The sequence below is a fragment of the Haliovirga abyssi genome (assembly GCF_030295325.1).
Taxonomy (GTDB): domain Bacteria; phylum Fusobacteriota; class Fusobacteriia; order Fusobacteriales; family Haliovirgaceae; genus Haliovirga; species Haliovirga abyssi.
Map to the genome: position 1 here is coordinate 196830 of NZ_AP027059.1, position 20130 is coordinate 216959.

17 protein-coding genes are annotated in these 20130 nt (G+C 26.2%); all 17 read left to right on the forward strand.

The features are described from left to right. The first annotated feature begins 13 nt into the window (after window positions 1-13). The 17 genes from rpsR to hisC all read left to right on the forward strand — a co-directional run bounded on the left by rpsR (window position 14) and on the right by hisC (window position 20107). Window positions 14-250 (forward strand): 30S ribosomal protein S18, encoded by a 237-nt coding sequence (gene rpsR / locus RDY08_RS00865; protein WP_307904557.1) that lies wholly within the window; start codon window positions 14-16, stop codon window positions 248-250. Window positions 251-386: 136 nt separating this feature from the next. Further along, window positions 387-2105: a YgiQ family radical SAM protein gene (locus RDY08_RS00870; RefSeq protein WP_307905466.1), complete on the forward strand. Its 1719-nt coding sequence runs from the start codon at window positions 387-389 to the stop codon at window positions 2103-2105. After that, window positions 2102-3421: a ribosome biogenesis GTPase Der gene (gene der / locus RDY08_RS00875; RefSeq protein ID WP_307904558.1), complete on the forward strand. Its 1320-nt coding sequence runs from the start codon at window positions 2102-2104 to the stop codon at window positions 3419-3421. The genes RDY08_RS00870 and der overlap by 4 nt, the downstream gene beginning before the upstream one ends. Before the next feature lie 274 nt (window positions 3422-3695). Then, window positions 3696-4094 (forward strand): hypothetical protein, encoded by a 399-nt coding sequence (locus RDY08_RS00880; RefSeq protein ID WP_307904559.1) that lies wholly within the window; start codon window positions 3696-3698, stop codon window positions 4092-4094. Window positions 4095-4142: 48 nt separating this feature from the next. Next, a complete protein-coding gene (locus RDY08_RS00885; RefSeq protein ID WP_307904560.1) occupies window positions 4143-5834 on the forward strand; it encodes an AAA family ATPase in 1692 nt (563 codons plus the stop codon). Window positions 5835-5903: 69 nt separating this feature from the next. Continuing rightward, entirely contained in the window at window positions 5904-7916 is a 2013-nt protein-coding gene (gene ligA / locus RDY08_RS00890) for an NAD-dependent DNA ligase LigA (protein WP_307904561.1), read from the forward strand. Window positions 7917-8004: 88 nt separating this feature from the next. Beyond that, a complete protein-coding gene (gene panB / locus RDY08_RS00895; protein WP_307904562.1) occupies window positions 8005-8820 on the forward strand; it encodes a 3-methyl-2-oxobutanoate hydroxymethyltransferase in 816 nt (271 codons plus the stop codon). Between the two features lie 96 nt (window positions 8821-8916). Further along, window positions 8917-9213, forward strand: a complete 297-nt coding sequence (locus tag RDY08_RS00900) for a late competence development ComFB family protein (protein WP_307904563.1) — start codon at window positions 8917-8919, stop codon at window positions 9211-9213. Between the two features lie 39 nt (window positions 9214-9252). After that, complete coding sequence (locus RDY08_RS00905) at window positions 9253-9801, forward strand: helix-turn-helix domain-containing protein (protein WP_307904564.1); 549 nt, start codon at window positions 9253-9255, stop codon at window positions 9799-9801. A 20-nt stretch (window positions 9802-9821) separates the two neighbouring features. Continuing rightward, complete coding sequence (locus RDY08_RS00910; RefSeq protein ID WP_307904565.1) at window positions 9822-10325, forward strand: KdsC family phosphatase; 504 nt, start codon at window positions 9822-9824, stop codon at window positions 10323-10325. A 105-nt stretch (window positions 10326-10430) separates the two neighbouring features. Then, entirely contained in the window at window positions 10431-12917 is a 2487-nt protein-coding gene (locus RDY08_RS00915; RefSeq protein WP_307904566.1) for a DegV family protein, read from the forward strand. Between the two features lie 55 nt (window positions 12918-12972). Continuing rightward, entirely contained in the window at window positions 12973-13293 is a 321-nt protein-coding gene (locus tag RDY08_RS00920) for a hypothetical protein (protein WP_307904567.1), read from the forward strand. Between the two features lie 373 nt (window positions 13294-13666). Beyond that, a complete protein-coding gene (locus RDY08_RS00925) occupies window positions 13667-14584 on the forward strand; it encodes a PTS sugar transporter subunit IIA (protein WP_307904568.1) in 918 nt (305 codons plus the stop codon). A 10-nt stretch (window positions 14585-14594) separates the two neighbouring features. Next, entirely contained in the window at window positions 14595-15890 is a 1296-nt protein-coding gene (locus RDY08_RS00930) for an ArsB/NhaD family transporter (protein WP_307904569.1), read from the forward strand. 189 nt (window positions 15891-16079) lie between these two features. Continuing rightward, window positions 16080-17099 (forward strand): RIP metalloprotease RseP, encoded by a 1020-nt coding sequence (gene rseP / locus RDY08_RS00935; protein WP_307904570.1) that lies wholly within the window; start codon window positions 16080-16082, stop codon window positions 17097-17099. A 210-nt stretch (window positions 17100-17309) separates the two neighbouring features. Beyond that, window positions 17310-19031, forward strand: a complete 1722-nt coding sequence (locus tag RDY08_RS00940) for an alpha-amylase family glycosyl hydrolase (RefSeq protein ID WP_307904571.1) — start codon at window positions 17310-17312, stop codon at window positions 19029-19031. A gap of 2 nt (window positions 19032-19033) precedes the next feature. Then, window positions 19034-20107 (forward strand): histidinol-phosphate transaminase, encoded by a 1074-nt coding sequence (gene hisC / locus RDY08_RS00945; RefSeq protein WP_307904572.1) that lies wholly within the window; start codon window positions 19034-19036, stop codon window positions 20105-20107. Window positions 20108-20130: the final 23 nt, after the last annotated feature.

Consider the following 20130-nt stretch of genomic DNA (forward strand, 5'->3'; position numbering starts at 1 on the left):
GAAGGAGGGAATTATGAGAAGAGAAAATGATTCAAGAAAAAGAAAAAAGAAACAATGTGATTTTTGTAAAAATAAAAAAGCAAAAATAGATTATAAAAATGTAGATATGTTAAAAAGATATTTGTCAGATAAAGGTAAAATTTCACCAGCAAGAGTTACAGGTGCTTGTGCAAAACATCAAAGAGCATTAACTCAAGCTATAAAAAGAGCAAGAAATATTGCATTATTACCTTATACAGTTGAAAACTAAAAAATATTAAAATAAAGAAAATCGGCAATTTAATTTTGCCGGTTTTTTATTTTTCTTGGGATTGATATTTTGAAAAAACTACACTTTTTTATTTCAAACAATTATGGTATAATGGAGAGTAAATTATAGGAGGAAAATAATGTTTTTACCTACGACAAAAGCTGAAATGAAAAAATTAGGTTGGAATAAATTAGATGTAATTTTGGTTACAGGAGATACTTATATAGATAGTTCTTATATAGGGGCAGCTGTAATTGGAAAAACTTTATTTAATGCAGGCTATAAAGTTGGAATAATAGCACAACCCAATATAGATAATGCAGAGGATATTACAAGATTAGGAGAGCCAGAGCTGTTTTGGGGAGTTACAGCTGGATCAATAGATTCTATGGTGGCTAATTATACAGCATTAAAGAAGAAAAGAAGAAATGATGATTTTACTCCAGGTGGAGAAAATAATAGAAGACCTGATAGAGCTACAATTGTATATTCTAATTTAATAAAAAGGTATTTTAAAGGTGGAAAACCTATAGTACTTGGTGGCATAGAAGCTAGTTTAAGAAGAATAGCACATTATGATTATTGGAGCAAAAAAATAAGAAAGTCGATATTATTTGATGCAAAAGCAGATATATTATTATATGGTATGGGAGAAAAAACAGTATTAGAACTTACAAAAGCTATAAAAAACAGCGAAAGTATTAAAAATATAAAAGGAATTTGTTATATATCCAAAAATGGAGAAGATGAAATAGAGAAAACAGATAAATATATAATATTACCATCTTTTGAGAGTGTTAAACAAGATAAAATAGAATTTATAAAAATGTTTAATCTTTTTTATGTTAATCAAGATCCAAAAACTGCAAAAGGGTTAATTCAAAAACAAGATACAAGATATTTAATTCATAATCCACCACAAAATTATCTTACGCAAAGTGAATTAGATGAAATTTATAATATAGAGTATGAAAGAGATGTTCATCCATTTTATAAAAAAATGGGAAAAACAAAAGCTTTAGAAACAATTAAATTTTCTATTACAACTCATAGAGGGTGTTATGGAGAGTGTAATTTTTGTGCAATAGCAGTCCATCAAGGAAGAACTATTAGAAGTAGAAGTGAAGAATCAATACTAAAAGAAGCAAAAGAGATTGTAGGAAGAAAAGATTTTAAAGGGTATATAAATGATGTAGGAGGACCTACTGCAAATATGTATCAAATAGAATGTTTGAAAAAAGAAAATTATGGAAGCTGTGAAAATAAAAGGTGTTTGTATCCTAAAAAGTGTAAGACATTAACAGTGAGCCATAAAAAACAGATAGAGTTATTAAAAAAATTAAGAAGTTTAGAAAATATAAAAAAAGTTTTTGTGGCATCAGGAATAAGATATGATTTGATTTTAGAAGATAAAAAGTATGGAATGGAATATTTAAAAGAGATAGTAGAGCATCATGTGTCAGGACAAATGAAAATAGCTCCAGAACACATAGAAGACAATACGTTGGATAAAATGGGTAAACCTGGTAAAGAGTATTTAAAACAATTTAAGGATAAATTTTACGAATTAAATGAAAAAACAGGGAAAAAACAGTTTTTAACTTATTATTTTATAGCAGCACATCCAGGGACAACAGAAAAAGAGATGAAAAAATTAAAAACATTTGTAAGTAAAGAATTAAGAATGAATCCAGAGCAAGTTCAAATATTTACACCGACTCCAATGACATATTCGACGTTAATGTATTATACTGAAATGAATCCATTTACAGGAGAAAAATTGTTTGTGGAGAAAGATATGAATAAAAAAAGAAAACAAAAAGATATAGTAGTGCAAAAAGGAGGAAGAAGATGAAACCAGTAGTAGCAATAGTAGGGAGACCTAATGTAGGAAAATCAACACTTTTTAATAAATTAATAGGTGAAAGAGCGGCAATAGTAAAAGATGTACCAGGAGTAACAAGAGATAGATTATATAGAGATATAGAGTGGAGTGGGCATGAATTTTTACTTGTGGATACAGGAGGATTAGAGCCAAATACAAAAGATTATATTATGAGTAAAGTTAGATATCAAGCAGAAGTTGCAATTGAAGAAGCAGATGTGGTTGTATTTATAGTAGATGGACAAGCAGGAGTAACGGCATTAGATGAAGAAGTTGCATATGTATTAAGGAAAAAAAATAAACATGTAATTCTTGCAGTAAATAAAATAGATAATTTAGAGAAACATAGTGAATTAGTATATGAATTTTATGGATTGGGATTTGAAAATTTCATTGCTATATCTGGTGAACATAAACAGAATTTAGGGGATCTTTTGGATTTGGTAATTGAAAAATTTAAAGATATAGAATTAATAGAAGAGGAAGAAGGATTAAGAATTGCAGTAATAGGAAGACCAAATGTAGGAAAATCTTCATTAGTAAATAAGTTAATGGGAGAAGAAAGAACAATTGTAAGTAATATTGCTGGGACTACAAGAGATGCAATTGATACGAAATTTGAATATGATGGAAATAGTTATGTGTTAATTGACACAGCTGGAATAAGAAGAAAATCTAAAGTTGAGGAATCGCTTGAATATTATAGTGTGTTAAGAGCCATAAAATCAATAAAAAGAGCAAATATATGTTTTGTGTTAATAGATTCAAAAGAAGGGGTTACAGATCAAGATAAAAGAATTGCTGGACTTGCTTTTGAAGAAAAAAAGCCAATAATAATAGTTATAAATAAGTGGGATTTAGTAAAAAAAGATAATTATACAATGAAAGATTATGAAAAAGAAGTGAAAGATCAATTGCCATTCTTGAGTTATGCACCGGTAATATTTATATCTGCATTAACTGGTCAAAGAGTGTTAAAATTAATAGAAAAATCTGAACAGATATTTGCAGAATATACAAAGAAAATAACAACAGGTGTTTTAAATCAAGTATTAAAAGAAGCCATGATGTTAAATCCTGTACCAACAAGAAAAGGAAGAGTAGTTAAAATAAATTATGCAACTCAAATTAGAACAGCTCCACCGAAGTTTGTGTTATTTGCTAATAATCCTGATTTATTGCATTTTTCATATTTGAGATATTTGGAAAATAAAATTAGGGAAGCTTTTGGATTTGAAGGAAGTCCAATTGAATTTACAGTAAGAAGAAAAGGAAAAGATGATTAGGAATGGCTTAAAAATAACATTCCCATTTTGTTATAAAATACGCAATGATTCAAGCGTTTTTATAACAAAATATAAAAAAATATTTTTTAAATGTTCTTTAAGCGTTTTTATAACAAAATATGAGAACATTATTTTTTAAACGTTCCTTAAAGAATTAATTATTGTATAAAAATAGATTTTAGAAATCATCTTTTAGAAATATAATAACTAATAGATATATTAAAGGTTATAAAAAAATTGTTATTAGAAATTATAAAAGAAAGGGGCTTTTAAAATGAAAGAAGAAAGTAATTTCAAAGGGATAGAAGATGATCTATTACAAGAATTAGAGGATTTCAAAAGAGATAAAGAAAGAATTAGAAAAATAATAGGGAATATTGGTGGAAAAGCATACTCTAAATTAGATATGACAATAAATATAGTTTTTCTGGGGATAATATTGGTTATATTTTTATTAGAGATGACAATACATTTATTACCAGCATTTACATCATTAGAAATAGGTGTACTTTTGGTCTCTATTAAAATTGCTTTTATGATACATTCACAACAACGTTTTAACCATTTTCAATTTTGGATTTTGAGTTCTATGGAATTTAAAATAAATGAAATAGATAAAAAAGTAAAACAGATAGAAAAGAGAACGAGAGAGGAAAAGATAATTAATAAGTAAAAGATAAATAAAATTAATTTTTGATTGGAAATGAGGTGAATATATCTTATGGAGAAAAATAAAAAAAAGAGATTACCAATAGGGATAAGTGATTTTAAAACAGTAATAGAAAAAGATATGTATTACGTGGATAAAAGTATGTTTATAAAAGATGTAATAGACAGTGGACAAGTAATATTAATAACAAGACCTAGAAGATTTGGGAAAACTTTAAATCAATCAATGATGAAATATTTTTTTAATATACAAGAAGAGAATAGTGAACTATTCAAGAATTTAAAAATATATAAAGATAAAGAGATAATAGAAGAATATATGAATAAGTATCCAGTGATATATTTAACATTTAAAGATATGAAAGCTTTAGATATACAAGCTATGATGAATAAAATGAAAATGGAGTTATCCAGCCTGTATATAGAGCATGATTATTTATTAAATGATAAAATATTGAAAGATGTAGAAAAAAATGTTTATAATAAGATAATGAATTTGGATGAAAATAATCAATTATATGAAAGTAGTATAAAAAAATTATCAGAATATATGTATAGATATTATAGAAAAAAAGTAATATTAATAATAGATGAATACGATACAGCAATTCAACAAAGTTATTTGAATGGATATTACAAAGAGTTCATAATGTTTATGAGTAATTTGTTAGGAAGCGGATTAAAAGATAATAAGTATTTGGAAAAAGGTGTTCTTACAGGAATAACAAGGGTATCAAAAGAGAGTATATTTACAGGAGTAAATAATTTAAAGGTATCAACAATATTAGATGAGTTGTTTAATGATAAATTTGGAATGTTAAAAGAGGAAATGGAAGATATATTAAAATATTATAATTTAGAATATGAAGAAAAAGATGTGATGACTTGGTATGATGGTTATAATTTTGGAAGAGTGGGGATATATAATCCTTTTTCAATAATAAATTTAGTAGATAATAAAGGGAAGATAAAGCCATATTGGGTGAATACAAGTGGAAATAAATTAATAAAAGATTTAATAAGAAAAGGGAATGTGAGTATAAAAAAGAAAATAGAATTGTTATTATCAGGCGAAACTATAGAGAGTTCAATAGAAGAAGCTATGATATATAATGATTTATCAACAGAAAATGAAAGTTATGTCTGGACACTATTTTTATTTAGTGGATATTTGAAATGGGTAGAAAAAGTAGAAGAGAGTATATATAAATTAAAAATACCAAATAAAGAAACAGAAGGATTCTATAGAAAAATTTTAAGGAACATATTAGACGATAAAAATATAGATATAGAAAATATATTAGAAAAGCTAATATTAGGGAAAATAAAAGGATTTAAAAAAGATTTTAAGAAGTTAGTGATGGGAACATTAAGCTATTTTGACGTAAAAGGAGATGAACCAGAAAGATTTTATCATGGATTAATATTGGGAATGATAGTAAGCTTAAATAAAAAATATGTAGTAAAAAGTAATAGAGAAAGTGGATTAGGAAGAGCGGATTTATTGTTAATACCACGAGATAAAAAAGACAAGGGAATAGTAATAGAATTTAAGAAATATGATGAAGATGTAGATAAAGATTTAGTAGATAGTGCCAAAAGAGGGATAAAACAGATAGAATTTAAGAAATACGAAGAAGAGATAAAAAGCTATGGAGTAGAAGAGGTAATAAAAGTTGGTATTGCATTTGAAGGAAAAGAACTTGAAATTGTGAGTAACTTAGAAAATATAATAGATAATTAAAAGATAAAAGATAAAAAATAAAAGATAAAATTAAAATAATATGGTAATTTATTATTTGGAGGAAAAAGAGTGAAAGATATATCTGAAAAAATATTAAGCGAGATAAAGGAATTAAGAGAATTAATAGATAAGTATAATTATTTTTATTATGCAAAAGATGAGTCTATAATATCAGATTATGAATATGATATGTTGACAAAAAAATTAGAAAAATATGAAAAAGAATATCCAGAATTAATAAATGAATTTTCTCCAACTCAATTAGTGGGAAAATTGGATAAAAATAGTAAATTTAAAAAGGTAGAGCATAAAGTTCCAATGTTAAGTTTAGCTAATACATATGGAATAAATGATATAAAAAATTTTAATGATAGAGTATTAAAAATAATAGAACGAGATAACATAGAATATGTTTTGGAACTGAAATTAGATGGCTTATCAATTAGTTTGAATTATGAAAATGGAAAGCTTAAAAGGGGTGTAACTCGTGGAGATGGGAAAATAGGCGAGGATGTTACAGAAAATATATTACAAATAAATTCGATACCAAAATATTTAAAAGAAAATATAAATATAGAAGTAAGAGGAGAAGTAATATTACCTTTGGATAAATTTAAAAAAATAAATAAAGAAAGAATTGAAAAAGGACAAGAAGTTTTTGCAAATCCAAGAAATGCAGCAGCAGGTACATTAAGACAATTAGATAGTAAAATTGTAAAAGAGAGAGAATTAGATTGTTATGTATATTATTTAGTGAATTCTGAAAATTATAATTTGGAAAAACATTCACAAAGTTTGGAATATATGAAAAAGTTAGGATTTAAAGTTAATGATAATTATAAAATAGTAAATAATATATTTGAAATAACAGATTTTATAAAAGAATGGGAAGAAAAAAGAAAAGAATTGAATTATGAAACAGATGGCTTAGTTATAAAAGTTAATGAATATATGTTCTATGAGGAATTAGGATATACAACTAAAAGTCCTAGATGGGCAATAGCTTATAAATTTCCAACAACACAAGTTACTACGAAATTAATAAGCATTACGTATCAAATAGGAAGAACAGGAGTAATAACACCAGTTGCTAATTTAGAACCTGTAAGAATATCAGGGTCAATGGTTAGGCGGGCAACGTTGCATAATTTTGAAGAGATAGCGAGAAAAGATATAAGAATAGGTGATATAGTTTTTGTAGAAAAAGCAGCTGAAATAATACCACAAGTAGTAAAACCAGTAATAGAACTTCGTACAGGAGAAGAAAAAGAAGTAGAGATGCCAACTATATGTCCTTCTTGTAGAGAAAAATTATATAAAGATGAAAATGAAGTTGCCCTAAAATGTGTGAATAATAGCTGTCCTGAAAAATTAAAAAGAAAAATAGAATATTTTGTATCAAGAGATGCTATGAATATAGAGGGGTTAGGGCCTAAATTAATAGAAAGATTTATAAATGAAGGGTATATAAAAAATATTTGTGATATATATAAATTAGAAGATAAATTTAACGAAATTTCTGAAATGGAAAATTTTGGAATAAAAAGTATAGAGAATTTGTTAGAAAGTATAAACAAAAGTAAAACTAGAGAGTACAATAAAGTTTTATATAGTTTAGGAATTCCTTATGTTGGTAAATTTTTAGCAGATACTTTGTCAAATTATAGTAAAAATATAGTTTTTTTAATGCAGATGAGCAAAGAAGAGCTTTTGGAAATTGATGGTGTTGGAGAAAAGGTAGCTTCATCAGTTATTAAATTTTTTCAAGATGAAAACAACAGAGAAATAATAGAAAAATTAAAACAGATTGGACTTAATTTTGAATTTTTAGAAAAAGATAATCAAGATGAAGATTTAAAAAAATTAATTGGGAAAACATTTTTAGTTACAGGAACTTTAAAAAATTATAAGAGAAGTGAATTAAAAGATATAATAGAAAAAAATGGTGGAAAAAATGTTTCGAGTGTAAGTAAAAAATTAAATTATTTAATTGTAGGAGAAAATCCAGGAAGTAAATTTAAAAAAGCAGAGGTATTAGGTATTCCAATTATTAATGAAGATGAATTTTTTAAAATGATATAAATATGAATGATAACATCTGTAGGGACTAACCTATGTGTTGCCCAAATTTTAAAATAATTAAATTAAATTATAATTTTTGGAGGATAAAATGATTACAGTTAATGATATTTTGTCAAAAAAGGGAAAAGAAAAAATAACTATGATAACAGCATATGACTACCAAACTTCAAAATTGGCAGATGAAGCTGAAATAGATATGATATTAGTAGGAGATTCATTAGGAATGGTAGTTCTGGGATATGAATCTACTCTTCCTGTAACTATGGATGAAATGATACATCATGCAAAAGCTGTTAATAGAGGTAGGAAAAACAGTTTTTTAGTTGTGGATATGCCATATTTATCGTATAATGTAGATATGAAAGATTCATTATATAATGCAGGTAGAATAATAAAAGAGACTGGAGCAAATGCAGTAAAATTAGAAGGTGGAAAAAGAACAATTGAAACAATAAAAAGGATAATTGATTTAGAAATTCCTGTAGTTGGACATTTAGGATTAACTCCTCAATCTGTAAATAAAATGGGCGGATATAAAATACAAGGAAAAGAAAAAACAGCTGCAGAAGAGATGATAGAAGATGCAAAAGAATTAGAAAAAGCAGGAGTATTAGCAATAGTTTTAGAAGGAGTTCCTGAAAATTTAGCTAAATTAATAACAAAAGAAGTAAATATACCGACAATAGGTATTGGCGCTGGAATATACACAGATGGACAAGTACTTGTAATTTATGATATGTTAGGATATAATGAATTAGTGCCTAAATTTGTGAAAAAATATGCCACTCTAAAAGAAAATTCAATAGCTGCAATAAAAAAATATATAGAAGATGTTAAAAATGGGGATTTTCCATCAAAAGAGTATATTTATAAAGCACAATCTAAAATAGAAAAAATATATTAATATGATTACAAAAAGTTTTTAGGAAACTAGTTTTTTGTGTGCAACTTATTAATAAAATTATTTGTTATTTTAAAATAAGCTTAAGGGGGAGAATAGATGTATAAAGAGATGTTTCATACAGAAGATTTAGAAAATGTAATTGAAGAATTGGTTTTTAAAGAGTTACATAAGATTATTTCAGAAAAGTCTGTTGAATTTTGTACTTGTAAAATATGTTTACAGGACATAGCAGCAATTGTTCTAAATAGAATACCTCCAAGATATAAAAATAGTATTATAGATAAAATGTATCCTAATAAAAGAGAAGAGGAAAAATTAGAAAAATTGGAAAATTTAATAGATGAGCAGTTATTAGTGGCAATAGAAAAAATAAAAGAAAATCCACATCATTAAAGAATAAAAATTATAAAGGTAAAAAAGGGAGAAATCATTATGACATTGGGTGATAGAATAAAAAAAATAAGGAATGAAAAAGGATATTCTTTAAGAGAATTAGCAGAAAAAGTAGAAGTTTCGGCAAGTTTTTTATCCCAAATAGAACAAGGAAAAGCATCTCCTTCAATAGAAAATTTAAAAAAAATAGCAAACGAATTAGAAGTAAGAGTGAGTTATTTAATAGAGGATGAAGATGTTAAAAAAGATGCTGTTTTTACAAAAAAAGAAGATAGATATATAGTGGAAAGTTTGAATTCGAAAACAACAATATCTCTTCTTACAACTCCAGATATAGATAAAAATATGGAGCCTATATTTTATGAGATAGAACCTGGTGGAGAAAGTGGGAAAGGATATTATTATCATCCAGGAGAAGAGTTTGTATTTGTGATAGCAGGAGAATTAGATGTTTATATAAATGAAAAAAAATATATTTTAAAAAAAGGCGATAGTTTGTATTTTAAATCTACTCAAAAACATAAATTTAAAAATAGTTCAAAATTAAAAGCAAAAGTTTTATGGGTTGTAACTCCGCCAACATTTTAAAAAATTAGGAGAGTATAAAGATGACAGAAAATATAAAATTAATAGTTTTAGATGTAGATGGGACATTAACAAACGGCACCATATATATTGGAAATTCAGGAGAAGAATTAAAAGGATTTAATGTGAAAGATGGATTTGCAATAGTAAAAGCACAAAAAGTAGGATATAAGTTTGCTATAATTACAGGGAGAAAATCTGTTATTGTAGAGAAAAGGGCAAAAGAATTGAGTATTAATGAAATTCATCAAGGAATAGAGAATAAAAGAGATAAGCTAAAAGAAGTACTAGATAAATACAATATGAATATGAAAAATGTAGCATATATAGGAGATGATATAAACGATTTACCTGCAATGAAAGATGTAGGATTAGTAGGAGTTCCATATGATGGGGCACAGGAAGTAAAAAAAATATCAGATTTTATTAGTAGCAAAAAAGGCGGGCAAGGAGCTGTTCGAGAATTTATAGAGTATATTTTAAGGAATAATGGAGATTGGGAAAAAATTTTAAGAGATTATAAATGAAAAATTATTTTGTAATATTTAAAAAACAAATTTTTTATGTTTTGTCATAAAAACAATTAAAATATTACATATGTTGTGTTAGATTATTTTTATTAGGAGGAAATTTTGGGAATTAAATATATAAATGCAATAAGATTAAAAAAAATGTTAATAGCTGGAAGTAGATGGTTGGTAAAGCATCAAGATATATTAAACGAATTAAACATTTATCCAGTTCCAGATGGAGATACTGGTACAAATATGTCTATGACAGTAAAATCAATAGAAGAAGAATTAAATAAATTTAATGAAAAACAAGATATGGATTCATTAATAAATGTAGTATCAGAAACAGTTTTATTAGGGGCAAGAGGAAATTCAGGAACAATATTATCTCAAATAATACATGGATTTTTAAAACCATTAGAAGGAAAAGAGAAAATTTATGCAAAAGATATAGCTGTATCTTTGGATTCTGCACAAAAGACAGCATATGAAGCTGTACAAGAGCCAGTAGAGGGAACAATTTTAACAGTAGTGAGAATAGTTTCTGAAAAAGCTAATGAATTTGTAAAAACGAACAATGATTTAATAGAATTGTTGGAATATATAAAAAGAATAGCTGAAAAAGAGGTAGAAAATACAAAAAATTTATTGCCTAAATTAAAAGAAGCAGATGTAGTTGATGCAGGAGCAAAAGGATTTTTCTATATTTTAGAAGGATTTGAAAAATTAATAAAAGATGGAATTATAATTGAGGAAATAGAAGAAAATATAACTACAAAAGAGTTATCTGGAATTTTTAATTTGTCTAATAGTGAAGAGGAGTTAAAATATAAATATTGTACTGAGTTTATAATTAATGGTTCAGATTTTGATTTTGAGGAGTTTAAAGATAAGTTATCAGAATTAGGGGACTCAATGGTAGCGGTGCAAGTTGCAAATAAAACTAAAGCACACATACATACAAATAATCCAGGACTTGCAATAGAATTTGCGTTAAAGCATGGCGAATTAATTATGATAAAGATAGATAATATGGGAGTACAGCATAAAAGTGTAGTAATAAAAGATAAAGTTGAAAAAATAATGATTAATAAAATTCAAAATAAAGAAGATGGATATATCGCTGTTGCAGATACTATTGAAATAGCAAATTTGTTTTTAAAATTAGGGGCTAATGCAGTAATTGTAGGAGGACAATCAAATAATCCAAGTGTAGCAGATATTTCAGAAGCAATATCTAAAATAGATGCTAAAAGAATTGTGTTACTTCCAAATAATAAAAATATAATATCTACAGCTAATTTAGCAAGTCAAAGAGCAGGTAAAAATAGTTTAGTAATGGACACTAAAAGTATTGTAGAGGGCTATTTTATATTAAGAAATAAAATTGAAAATATAGAAGATTTATTAAATGCGTTAAAAAGAAATTATTCAATAGAAGTGACTCAAGCTGTAAAAGATACAAAAATTAATGATTTAGCAATAAAAAAAGGAGATTATATAGCGCTAGTTAATAATAAAATAGAAATAGCAGAGAAAAAGCTTGAAGATATTATAGAAAAAATATCTGAGAAATATATTGATAATAAAACTATTCAGGTTTCTATTTTTAAAGGGGAAAACGTAACCCAAAAAAGCGAAACAAAAATAAAAGATAAATTTAAAAATATAAAAACAGAATGTTTTACAGGAAATCAAAAAAATTATTTTTATTATATGTATATAGAAAATAGAGATGAAGAATTACCAGAAATAGCAATAGTTACAGATTCCACATCGGATTTGGAACAAGAGATGATTAATGGATTGCCTGTTTATATTGTGCCTTTAAAAGTTAATTTAGATGGAGAATATAAAAAAGAAAAAGAGGAGATTACTAAAGGACAATTTTGGAAAAGTTTGTTAGAGATGGATGGATTACCCAAAACATCACAACCTTCTCCAGCAGAATTTAAAAATTTATATAAAAAATTATTAGAAAAAGGATATAAAAAAATAATTTCTATACATATATCTGGGAAATTAAGTGGAACTCATCAAGCAGCGAGAGTGGCTAGAAATATGATTGGAAAAAATGAAAATGATATAAAAATAATTGATAGTAAAACAGTTATGAGTAGTCTTGGACATTTAGTAATTGAGGCAGGGAAAAAAGCAGTAGAAAAAGAAAATTTTGAACAAATTATAGAGTGGGTAGAAAAAACAAAAGATAAAGGTTTACTTATAGGCTCAGTATCTAGCTTAAAATATTTAGAAAAAGGCGGAAGAATAGGAAAAGCGGCTTCTTTAATTGGCGGGATATTAAAAATGCATCCAATTGTAAAAATAGAAGATGGAGAAGTTTATAGTGCTAAAAAAGTAATAGGAGATTTAGGAGTATATAATTATTTTGAGAAAATTTTAAAAGAGGAGATGAAAAAAGGTCCAATTATAGTGTATAATTTATGGGGAGGAACAGCAACAGAATTAGCAAATGCTAAAAAATTATTTAAATTAGAAGAAAAATATGATAAGATAACTGTAAGAGGAGTAGTTGAGACTGGCTCTGTGGTAGGAAGTCATGTGGGACCAATTTATGGATTGGTAATTTATCCAAAGTTAAATTAATGGCTTAAAAATAGATATGATAATATTATTTTTTAAGCGTTCCTAAGGAGGAATAATGAAAATAAAATTGATATTATTAATAATGACTATAGCAATAATAACTGGGTGTTCTGCTGATGTAACAGTAAATACTCTTGATGCAAGAGGAGGTATTGTTTCAAGTGCATTAGTAAATATTTATGATAAAAAAAATAATTTAATTGCATCCAATGGAAGTGGCCCAGATGGAGTTTTAAAAGTTAATTTAGATTATAATGAGTATATAATTAAAGTTACAAGAGATGGATATAATTCAGCTCAAGGAAATGTGCAGGTTAATTTAATAGGAGCGTTAAGTGGGATTTCACTTGACATCCCATTAGTTAGAGCAAAATAAAAATATAAAAAGTGCCTATTTTTAAAGGCACTTTTTTGTTTACTAATAAAATATAAATTTATTCAGAAAAGAAGCTACGCTATTTTTTTGAAATATGCGATTTTTCAAAGCGAAATTTTTCAGAAGCCAAAAATTTAGAAAAACATTTATACTTTATGGGATGAAGCGTAGCTTATTTTTTGTTTAATTATTAATCTAAAATTTTTCTTAATCATAAGTAATTAAGAAAATGGTTAAATTTTACTCTTGAAAATTAAATTTTTGAGGAGTATAATAAAATTAAAAGAGACAATAAATGATTATGTCACATAAAATTAAATACTTTTTTGTGCCTAATCAATCAATTGTCTTTAAACTTTGGGAGGGTGAAAATATGAGACTGTCAAGTTTTTTAGATTCTGAATTAATATTTGTGAATCTAAATGAAAAAGGGAAAGATCAAATAATAGAAACTATGGTGGAAAAAGCTGCATTAGTTGATGAGAAGTTAAAAAAGAGAAAAAGAGAAATTGAAGATGCAGTATTAAAAAGAGAACATGAAATATCAACTGCTATGGGAAATCATATAGCAATACCTCATGCTAGAATTGAAGGTTATGATGACGTAATGGTGATAGTTGGGATTTTAAGTAATGATCTGGAATGTGAAACAGCAATTCATACGAAAGATAGCATTAAAATGATATTTATGATTATTGCAGGACAAACTAAAAATAAACTTGTCTTACAATTAATGAAAGGGATAATGAAGCTTTCAACAAAACAAGATGTATTAAAAAAAATAAGTAATTTAAAAGATGCAGAAAAGATAATATCAATTATAAAAGATGAAGAGATTGAAGTAAGTGAAAGAATAACAGCAGAGGATGTAATGAGCACAGATGTAGAACCTGCAAAATTAACAGATACTTTGGAAGAAATTGCTAAAAGATTTGTGGTAGAAGAGCTAAGAGGAGTACCTGTTACAGATAATAAAGGAAAATTTATAGGAGAAATAACACAAAGAGAATTAATACAATATGGAATGCCTAAATATACATCTTTAATGGGAGATTTAGGGTTTATGACAGTTGGAGAACCATTTGAAGAATATTTTAAAAATGAAAAAAAAGTTACAGTAAAAGAGTTATATAGAAAAAATCCAATAACTGTAGATAAAAAAGCATCAATTATGGAAGTTAGTTTTTTAATGGTTACAAAAGGAAATACCAGAATTTATGTGGTGGAAAATGGGAAATATTATGGAATGATATTAAGATCAGATATTATAAAGAAAATTTTACATGTATAGGAGGAATTAGATGAATACTTTAGTAATAGCATTAATAATATTTTTAGTTACATATTTATTTATTATTACAGAATGGATACCAGCTTCTACCGCAGCATTTTTAGGTGGAATTGCAATGGTGGGGACAAGAGTTTTAACTCAAGAAGAGGCATTTCATTCAATTGATTTAGGTGTAATATTTTTATTAACAGGAATGATGATGATTGTATTTGTTATGTCAGAAACAGGAGTCTTTCAATGGGTAGCCATAAAAATAGCACAGTTAGTAAAAGGAGAACCATTTGCATTAATGGCTGTTTTATCAATTGTTACAGCGGTATTTTCTGCATTTTTAGATAATGTAACAACAGTTCTATTAATAGCTCCAGTTTCAATTTTACTTGCAGAGCAGTTAGAGCTTGATGCAGTACCATTTCTTATTACAGAAGCAATAGCATCAAATATTGGTGGAACAGCTACATTAATAGGTGACCCTCCAAATATTTTGATAGGAACTGCGGCACATATATCATTTAATGACTTTTTAATACAATTAGGACCAGTAATATTATTAAATTTGGTATTTTTAGTTATAACTTTATGGTTTTTATTTGGAAAAAATATGCATGTATCGAGAGATTTAAAAGCAAAAATTATGGAATTAGATTCAAGCAGAGCAATTAAAGATAAAAAAATGTTAAAATTTAGTTTAGTTGTAATGGGATTAGTTATATTAGGATTTTTGACTCATCCATTTACAGGATTAGAACCAGCAGTAATAGCAATGACAGGTGGAATTATATTAATAGTTTTATCAGGAAAACATCCAGAAGAGATATATAAAGAAGCTGAATGGGATACACTGTTTTTCTTTATGGGATTATTTATGTTAGTAGACGGAGTAGTGAAAGTAGGATTATTAAAAATAATGGCAGATAGAGCGTTAGCATTGACAGGAGGAGATTTAGGTGTAACATCTATGTTGATTTTATGGCTTTCAGGAATAGCTTCAGCAGTTGTAAATAATATACCTTATACAGCTACAATGATTCCTATGATAAAAGAGATAATACCTCAAATTGCAGCACATAGCACTGTTCCGCTAAAAGATATAGGATACGCTTTATGGTGGGCATTGGCATTGGGAGCATGTCTTGGAGGAAATGGAACATTGGTAGGAGCATCAGCAAATGTAGTAGCAGCAGGAATAGCAACAAAAAGTGGAAAGCCAATATCATTTATGAGATTTACAAAATATGGAGCTATAATAACATTAGAATCTTTAGTGGTAAGTAGTGTTTATATATTAATAAGATATATTAAATAATTTAGATTTAAAAAGAGTAGTTTAATAATTATAATAAGCCCTATATAATCAACAGATAAAAAGTTGAATTATATAGGGTGTTTGTTTTTATAGTTATTTAAATTTATGATAAAAGTAATTATAGTGACATTTTTATAAAAATATAGTAAAATATATATAATAAAAAATACAGACAAATAGGAGGGTTTTATGGTTTATTTATTAATAACTTTATTAATGCTTACATTAATAGCATTTGTTCATGAATTAGGTCATTTTACTATGGCAAAATTTTTTAAAGTTCCTGTTTCAGAATTTTCATTGGGGATGGGGCCAAAACTGTTTAGCAAAAAAAAGAATGAAACAGTTTATAGCCTTAGAGCGTTACCAATAGGTGGTTTTGTAAATATTGATGGAATGGAACCAGATAATGAGATGGAAAATGGATTTAACACAAAAAAGCCATATCAAAAATTTATAATATTAGTAGCAGGTGTATTTATGAATTTTGTGTTAGCGTATATTATATTGTTTTTTATGGCAATATTTATTGGAGAATTAAAGCCTAATAATAATCCAATAGTGGGGAATGTATCAAAAGATTCTTCTGTGTATTCGACATTAAAAAAAGGCGATAGAATTATATCTATTGATAATGAAAAAGTTGAAACTTGGGATGATATAATAAAAAAATTATCTATAAAAAAAAGTGATGTTAATTTAATAATAAGTAGAAATAATAAAATTATAAAAATAAAAGGCAAAATGAAATATAATGAAAATGCAAAACGATATTTATTAGGTATATCTGGAGATGTTATTAATGTTAAATATGGAATTGGACAAAGTTTTATAAAGGCAGGAGATAATTTTATAAAAGTTTTTGATTTGACTTTTAAAGGATTAAAAATGTTAGTAGCAGGAAAAGTAAAATCTAATGAAATCGCAGGACCAGTAGGAGTTGTGAAAGTTGTAAAAACTTTTTCAGCTTGGGGAGTATCTTCATTAATATTTTTAATAGCACTTTTATCGGTGAATATAGGAATAGTCAATCTTTTTCCTTTGCCGGCTTTAGATGGTGGAAGAATAATCTTTGTAATTTTAGAAGGATTAGGAATGAAAGTAAATAGAACTGTTGAAGAAAATATTCATAAAGTAGGATTTATATTACTATTAAGTTTGATAGTGTTATTAACTTTTAATGATATAAAAAATATTTTTATAAAATAAGTAGAAATTATGGAACTGAAAAATTTAGAAAAAATATTTAAAACTTTTTCTGATAAAACAAGAATAAGAATATTAAATATATTTTTTAAAGGTGGAAAATTTAGATAAATAGGGGCAATTCATGAATTGCCATTACGGTTGTCGGAATGTGTCTGTATCTACCCGAAAAAAACAAAATAAATACAAACAAAATGAAAAAAGGAGAAAAAGATGAAAAAAATAATATTAGCAGTTTATATGATGGTAGGAATTGTTGCTTTTGGAGAAATTGTATGGGTGAAGACAGATAAAATAACAGAGGATAGTGCTAAAATAATATTCGAAACAGATAAAAATGAAATTGGATATATAAATGGGTTAAAAATAGATGAAGTTCCAAAAAAATCTCACTATTTTTATTTGGATAATCTAGTACCTAATTCTTTAAATAAAGTTTTAATAAAAGCAGATGAAGATATAAAAACAATAGAAATAAAAACAACAATAAAAAATATAGATTATTCAAAAACACCAGATTTTTTGAATAATGCGATATTTTATGAAATTTTTGTAAGGGCATTTGCAGATTCAAATAATGATGGAATTGGAGATTTAAATGGAATAACAGAAAATTTAGATTATATAAAATCTTTGGGAGTTAATGGAATTTGGCTTATGCCAATAAATTCTAGTCCAAGTTATCACGGATATGATGTGACAGATTATTATTCTATTAATAAAGAATATGGAGATTTAGATGATTTTAAAAATTTAATAAAAGAAGCGCATAAAAAAGGGATAAAAATTTTAATGGATTTAGTATTAAATCACACATCTTCAAAACATCCATATTTTAAATTGGCAAGAAAATCTAAAAAGGCACCATATAGAGATTGGTACGTGTGGAATGACAAACCCAAAAGTAGTGAATGGTATAAAAATAATGATGGAGAATTTTACTATTCTGCATTTTGGAGTGAAATGCCTGATTTGAATTATCATAATCCATTAGTGGTATCAGAAGCTAAAAATATATCTGATTATTGGCTAAATATGGGGGTAGATGGATTCAGATTAGATGCAGCAAAACATATAGACGATACAGATAGTAAATTTACTCATGAGTTTTGGTACAGCTGGAGAAAAAGTATAAAAAATACAAATAAAAATGCAATAATAGTAGCTGAAAATTGGACTAACTCTAACGAAATAGCTCCATATTATAAAGAATTTGATATGAATTTTAATTTTGATTTAAGCAAAATGATGATAGATACAATTTCTAGAAAAAAAGATATGGGATTAGTAGATTTTATTAATGGAATATATAAAGAGTATAAAATGCAAAATCCAAATTTTGTAGATGCTCCATTTTTGACAAATCATGATATGAAAAGAATTATGAACCATTTTATAATAAAAAAATATAGAGACTTACAAATGAAACAAATTTCAACTATGTTATTTACTATGGGTGGAGTTCCTTTTATATATTATGGTGAAGAGATAGGTCAAAGAGGAAATAAACCAGATGAGCATATTAGAGAGCCTTTTGACTGGTATAAAAATATGACAGGGCAATATATGGCAAAATGGATAACTCCAAAAGATATTAAAGCAGATGATGGGGTATCTGTAGAAGAAGAAAAAGATATAAAATCTTCTTTGTTAAACCATTATAAAAAAATGATAAAATTAAGAAATAAATATAAAGTGTTAAGGAATTACAATATATCTTCGATAAACTTAAAGGAGAGAAAAATATATGGATATATTAAAAGTGATAATAAAGAAAAAATAATAATTTTATTTAATTTTGGGAGAAAAAATGCCGAAATTAAATTAGAAGATCTATTTAAGGAAAACGAATGTTATGATCTGTACAACAATAAAAAATTAATTAAAAAGGTAGAAATTCCAAAATATGGGTTTGCTATTTTAAAAAAGGAGTGACGATGTTGAAAAAATTAGTAAATGAGAATATAAAAAATTTAGAACCATATAAAGTTCCAGATTTAGATTATAATATAAAATTAGATGCAAATGAAAATCCTTATCCAATGCCTGAATTTTTAGGTGAAAACATAAAAATAGATATGGAAAAAGAGATTTTTAATGCTTTGTGGAATTATTATCCTGATGCACAATCTAAGGATTTAAGAGAAGAGCTAGCAAAAAAATTAAAATTAAAAAAAGAAAATATTATATTAGGTAATGGCTCTGATGAATTGATTTTAAATTTAATGTTGACTTATGTTTCAAAAGGTAAAAAGGTTTTAATTCATACTCCTACATTTGCTATGTATAAAATAACTACGCAAATAGTAAATGGTGAAGTAATAGAAGTGCCGTTAAATAGTGAAGATTTCTCTATAAATAAAGATGAAATGATAAAAAATGTTATAAAAGATGATGTAGCTATGACATTTATAACTTATCCAAATAATCCAACTGGAAATTTATTTGAAGAAAAATCTATAATTGAGATAATAGAAAAAGCAAAAGGATTAGTAGTTATTGATGAAGCTTATAGTGAATTTGCAGGTAAAAGTTTTGTAGATAAAGTATCAAAATATGAGAATATAGCTATACTTAGGACATTTTCAAAAGCATATGGTATAGCAGGTCTAAGAATAGGATATATGGTAGCAAGTGAAGAGGTAATAAATGAAGTGAATAAAGTGAGGTTGCCATATAATATAAATAAAATAACCCAAATAATTGCATTAAAAGTTTTGAAAAATAGTGAGAATATGAAAAAAATAGTAAAAGATATTTTAGAAGAAAGAGAAAGAATGGAAAAAGAATTATCTGAAATAACAGAAATAAAATTATATAAATCTGATTCAAATGCACTGTTTTTTAAGACAGAAAAAGCAGAAATTATATTTAGTAAAATGTTAGAAAATAAGATATTAATAAGAAGATTTAAAGGAGATTTGAAAAATTTTATAAGGATTTCAATAGGTAGAAGAGATGAGAATGATAAAGTTTTAAATATAATAAAAGAGTTGTTTGGAAAAAATTAAGGAATGAATTAGGAACATCTTAA

Excerpts from the sequence above, each read along its gene's own strand:
- der (WP_307904558.1), top strand. The coding sequence starts at position 2,102 with ATGAAACCAGTAGTAGCAATAGTAGGGAGACCTAATGTAGGAAAATCA.
- RDY08_RS00920 (WP_307904567.1), top strand. The coding sequence starts at position 12,973 with ATGAAAATAAAATTGATATTATTAATAATGACTATAGCAATAATAACT.
- RDY08_RS00900 (WP_307904563.1), top strand. The coding sequence starts at position 8,917 with ATGTATAAAGAGATGTTTCATACAGAAGATTTAGAAAATGTAATTGAA.
- panB (WP_307904562.1), top strand. The coding sequence starts at position 8,005 with ATGATTACAGTTAATGATATTTTGTCAAAAAAGGGAAAAGAAAAAATA.
- RDY08_RS00910 (WP_307904565.1), top strand. The coding sequence starts at position 9,822 with ATGACAGAAAATATAAAATTAATAGTTTTAGATGTAGATGGGACATTA.
- rpsR (WP_307904557.1), top strand. The coding sequence starts at position 14 with ATGAGAAGAGAAAATGATTCAAGAAAAAGAAAAAAGAAACAATGTGAT.
- rseP (WP_307904570.1), top strand. The coding sequence starts at position 16,080 with ATGGTTTATTTATTAATAACTTTATTAATGCTTACATTAATAGCATTT.
- RDY08_RS00925 (WP_307904568.1), top strand. The coding sequence starts at position 13,667 with ATGAGACTGTCAAGTTTTTTAGATTCTGAATTAATATTTGTGAATCTA.
- RDY08_RS00940 (WP_307904571.1), top strand. The coding sequence starts at position 17,310 with ATGAAAAAAATAATATTAGCAGTTTATATGATGGTAGGAATTGTTGCT.
- RDY08_RS00880 (WP_307904559.1), top strand. The coding sequence starts at position 3,696 with ATGAAAGAAGAAAGTAATTTCAAAGGGATAGAAGATGATCTATTACAA.
- RDY08_RS00930 (WP_307904569.1), top strand. The coding sequence starts at position 14,595 with ATGAATACTTTAGTAATAGCATTAATAATATTTTTAGTTACATATTTA.
- RDY08_RS00885 (WP_307904560.1), top strand. The coding sequence starts at position 4,143 with ATGGAGAAAAATAAAAAAAAGAGATTACCAATAGGGATAAGTGATTTT.
- hisC (WP_307904572.1), top strand. The coding sequence starts at position 19,034 with ATGTTGAAAAAATTAGTAAATGAGAATATAAAAAATTTAGAACCATAT.
- RDY08_RS00905 (WP_307904564.1), top strand. The coding sequence starts at position 9,253 with ATGACATTGGGTGATAGAATAAAAAAAATAAGGAATGAAAAAGGATAT.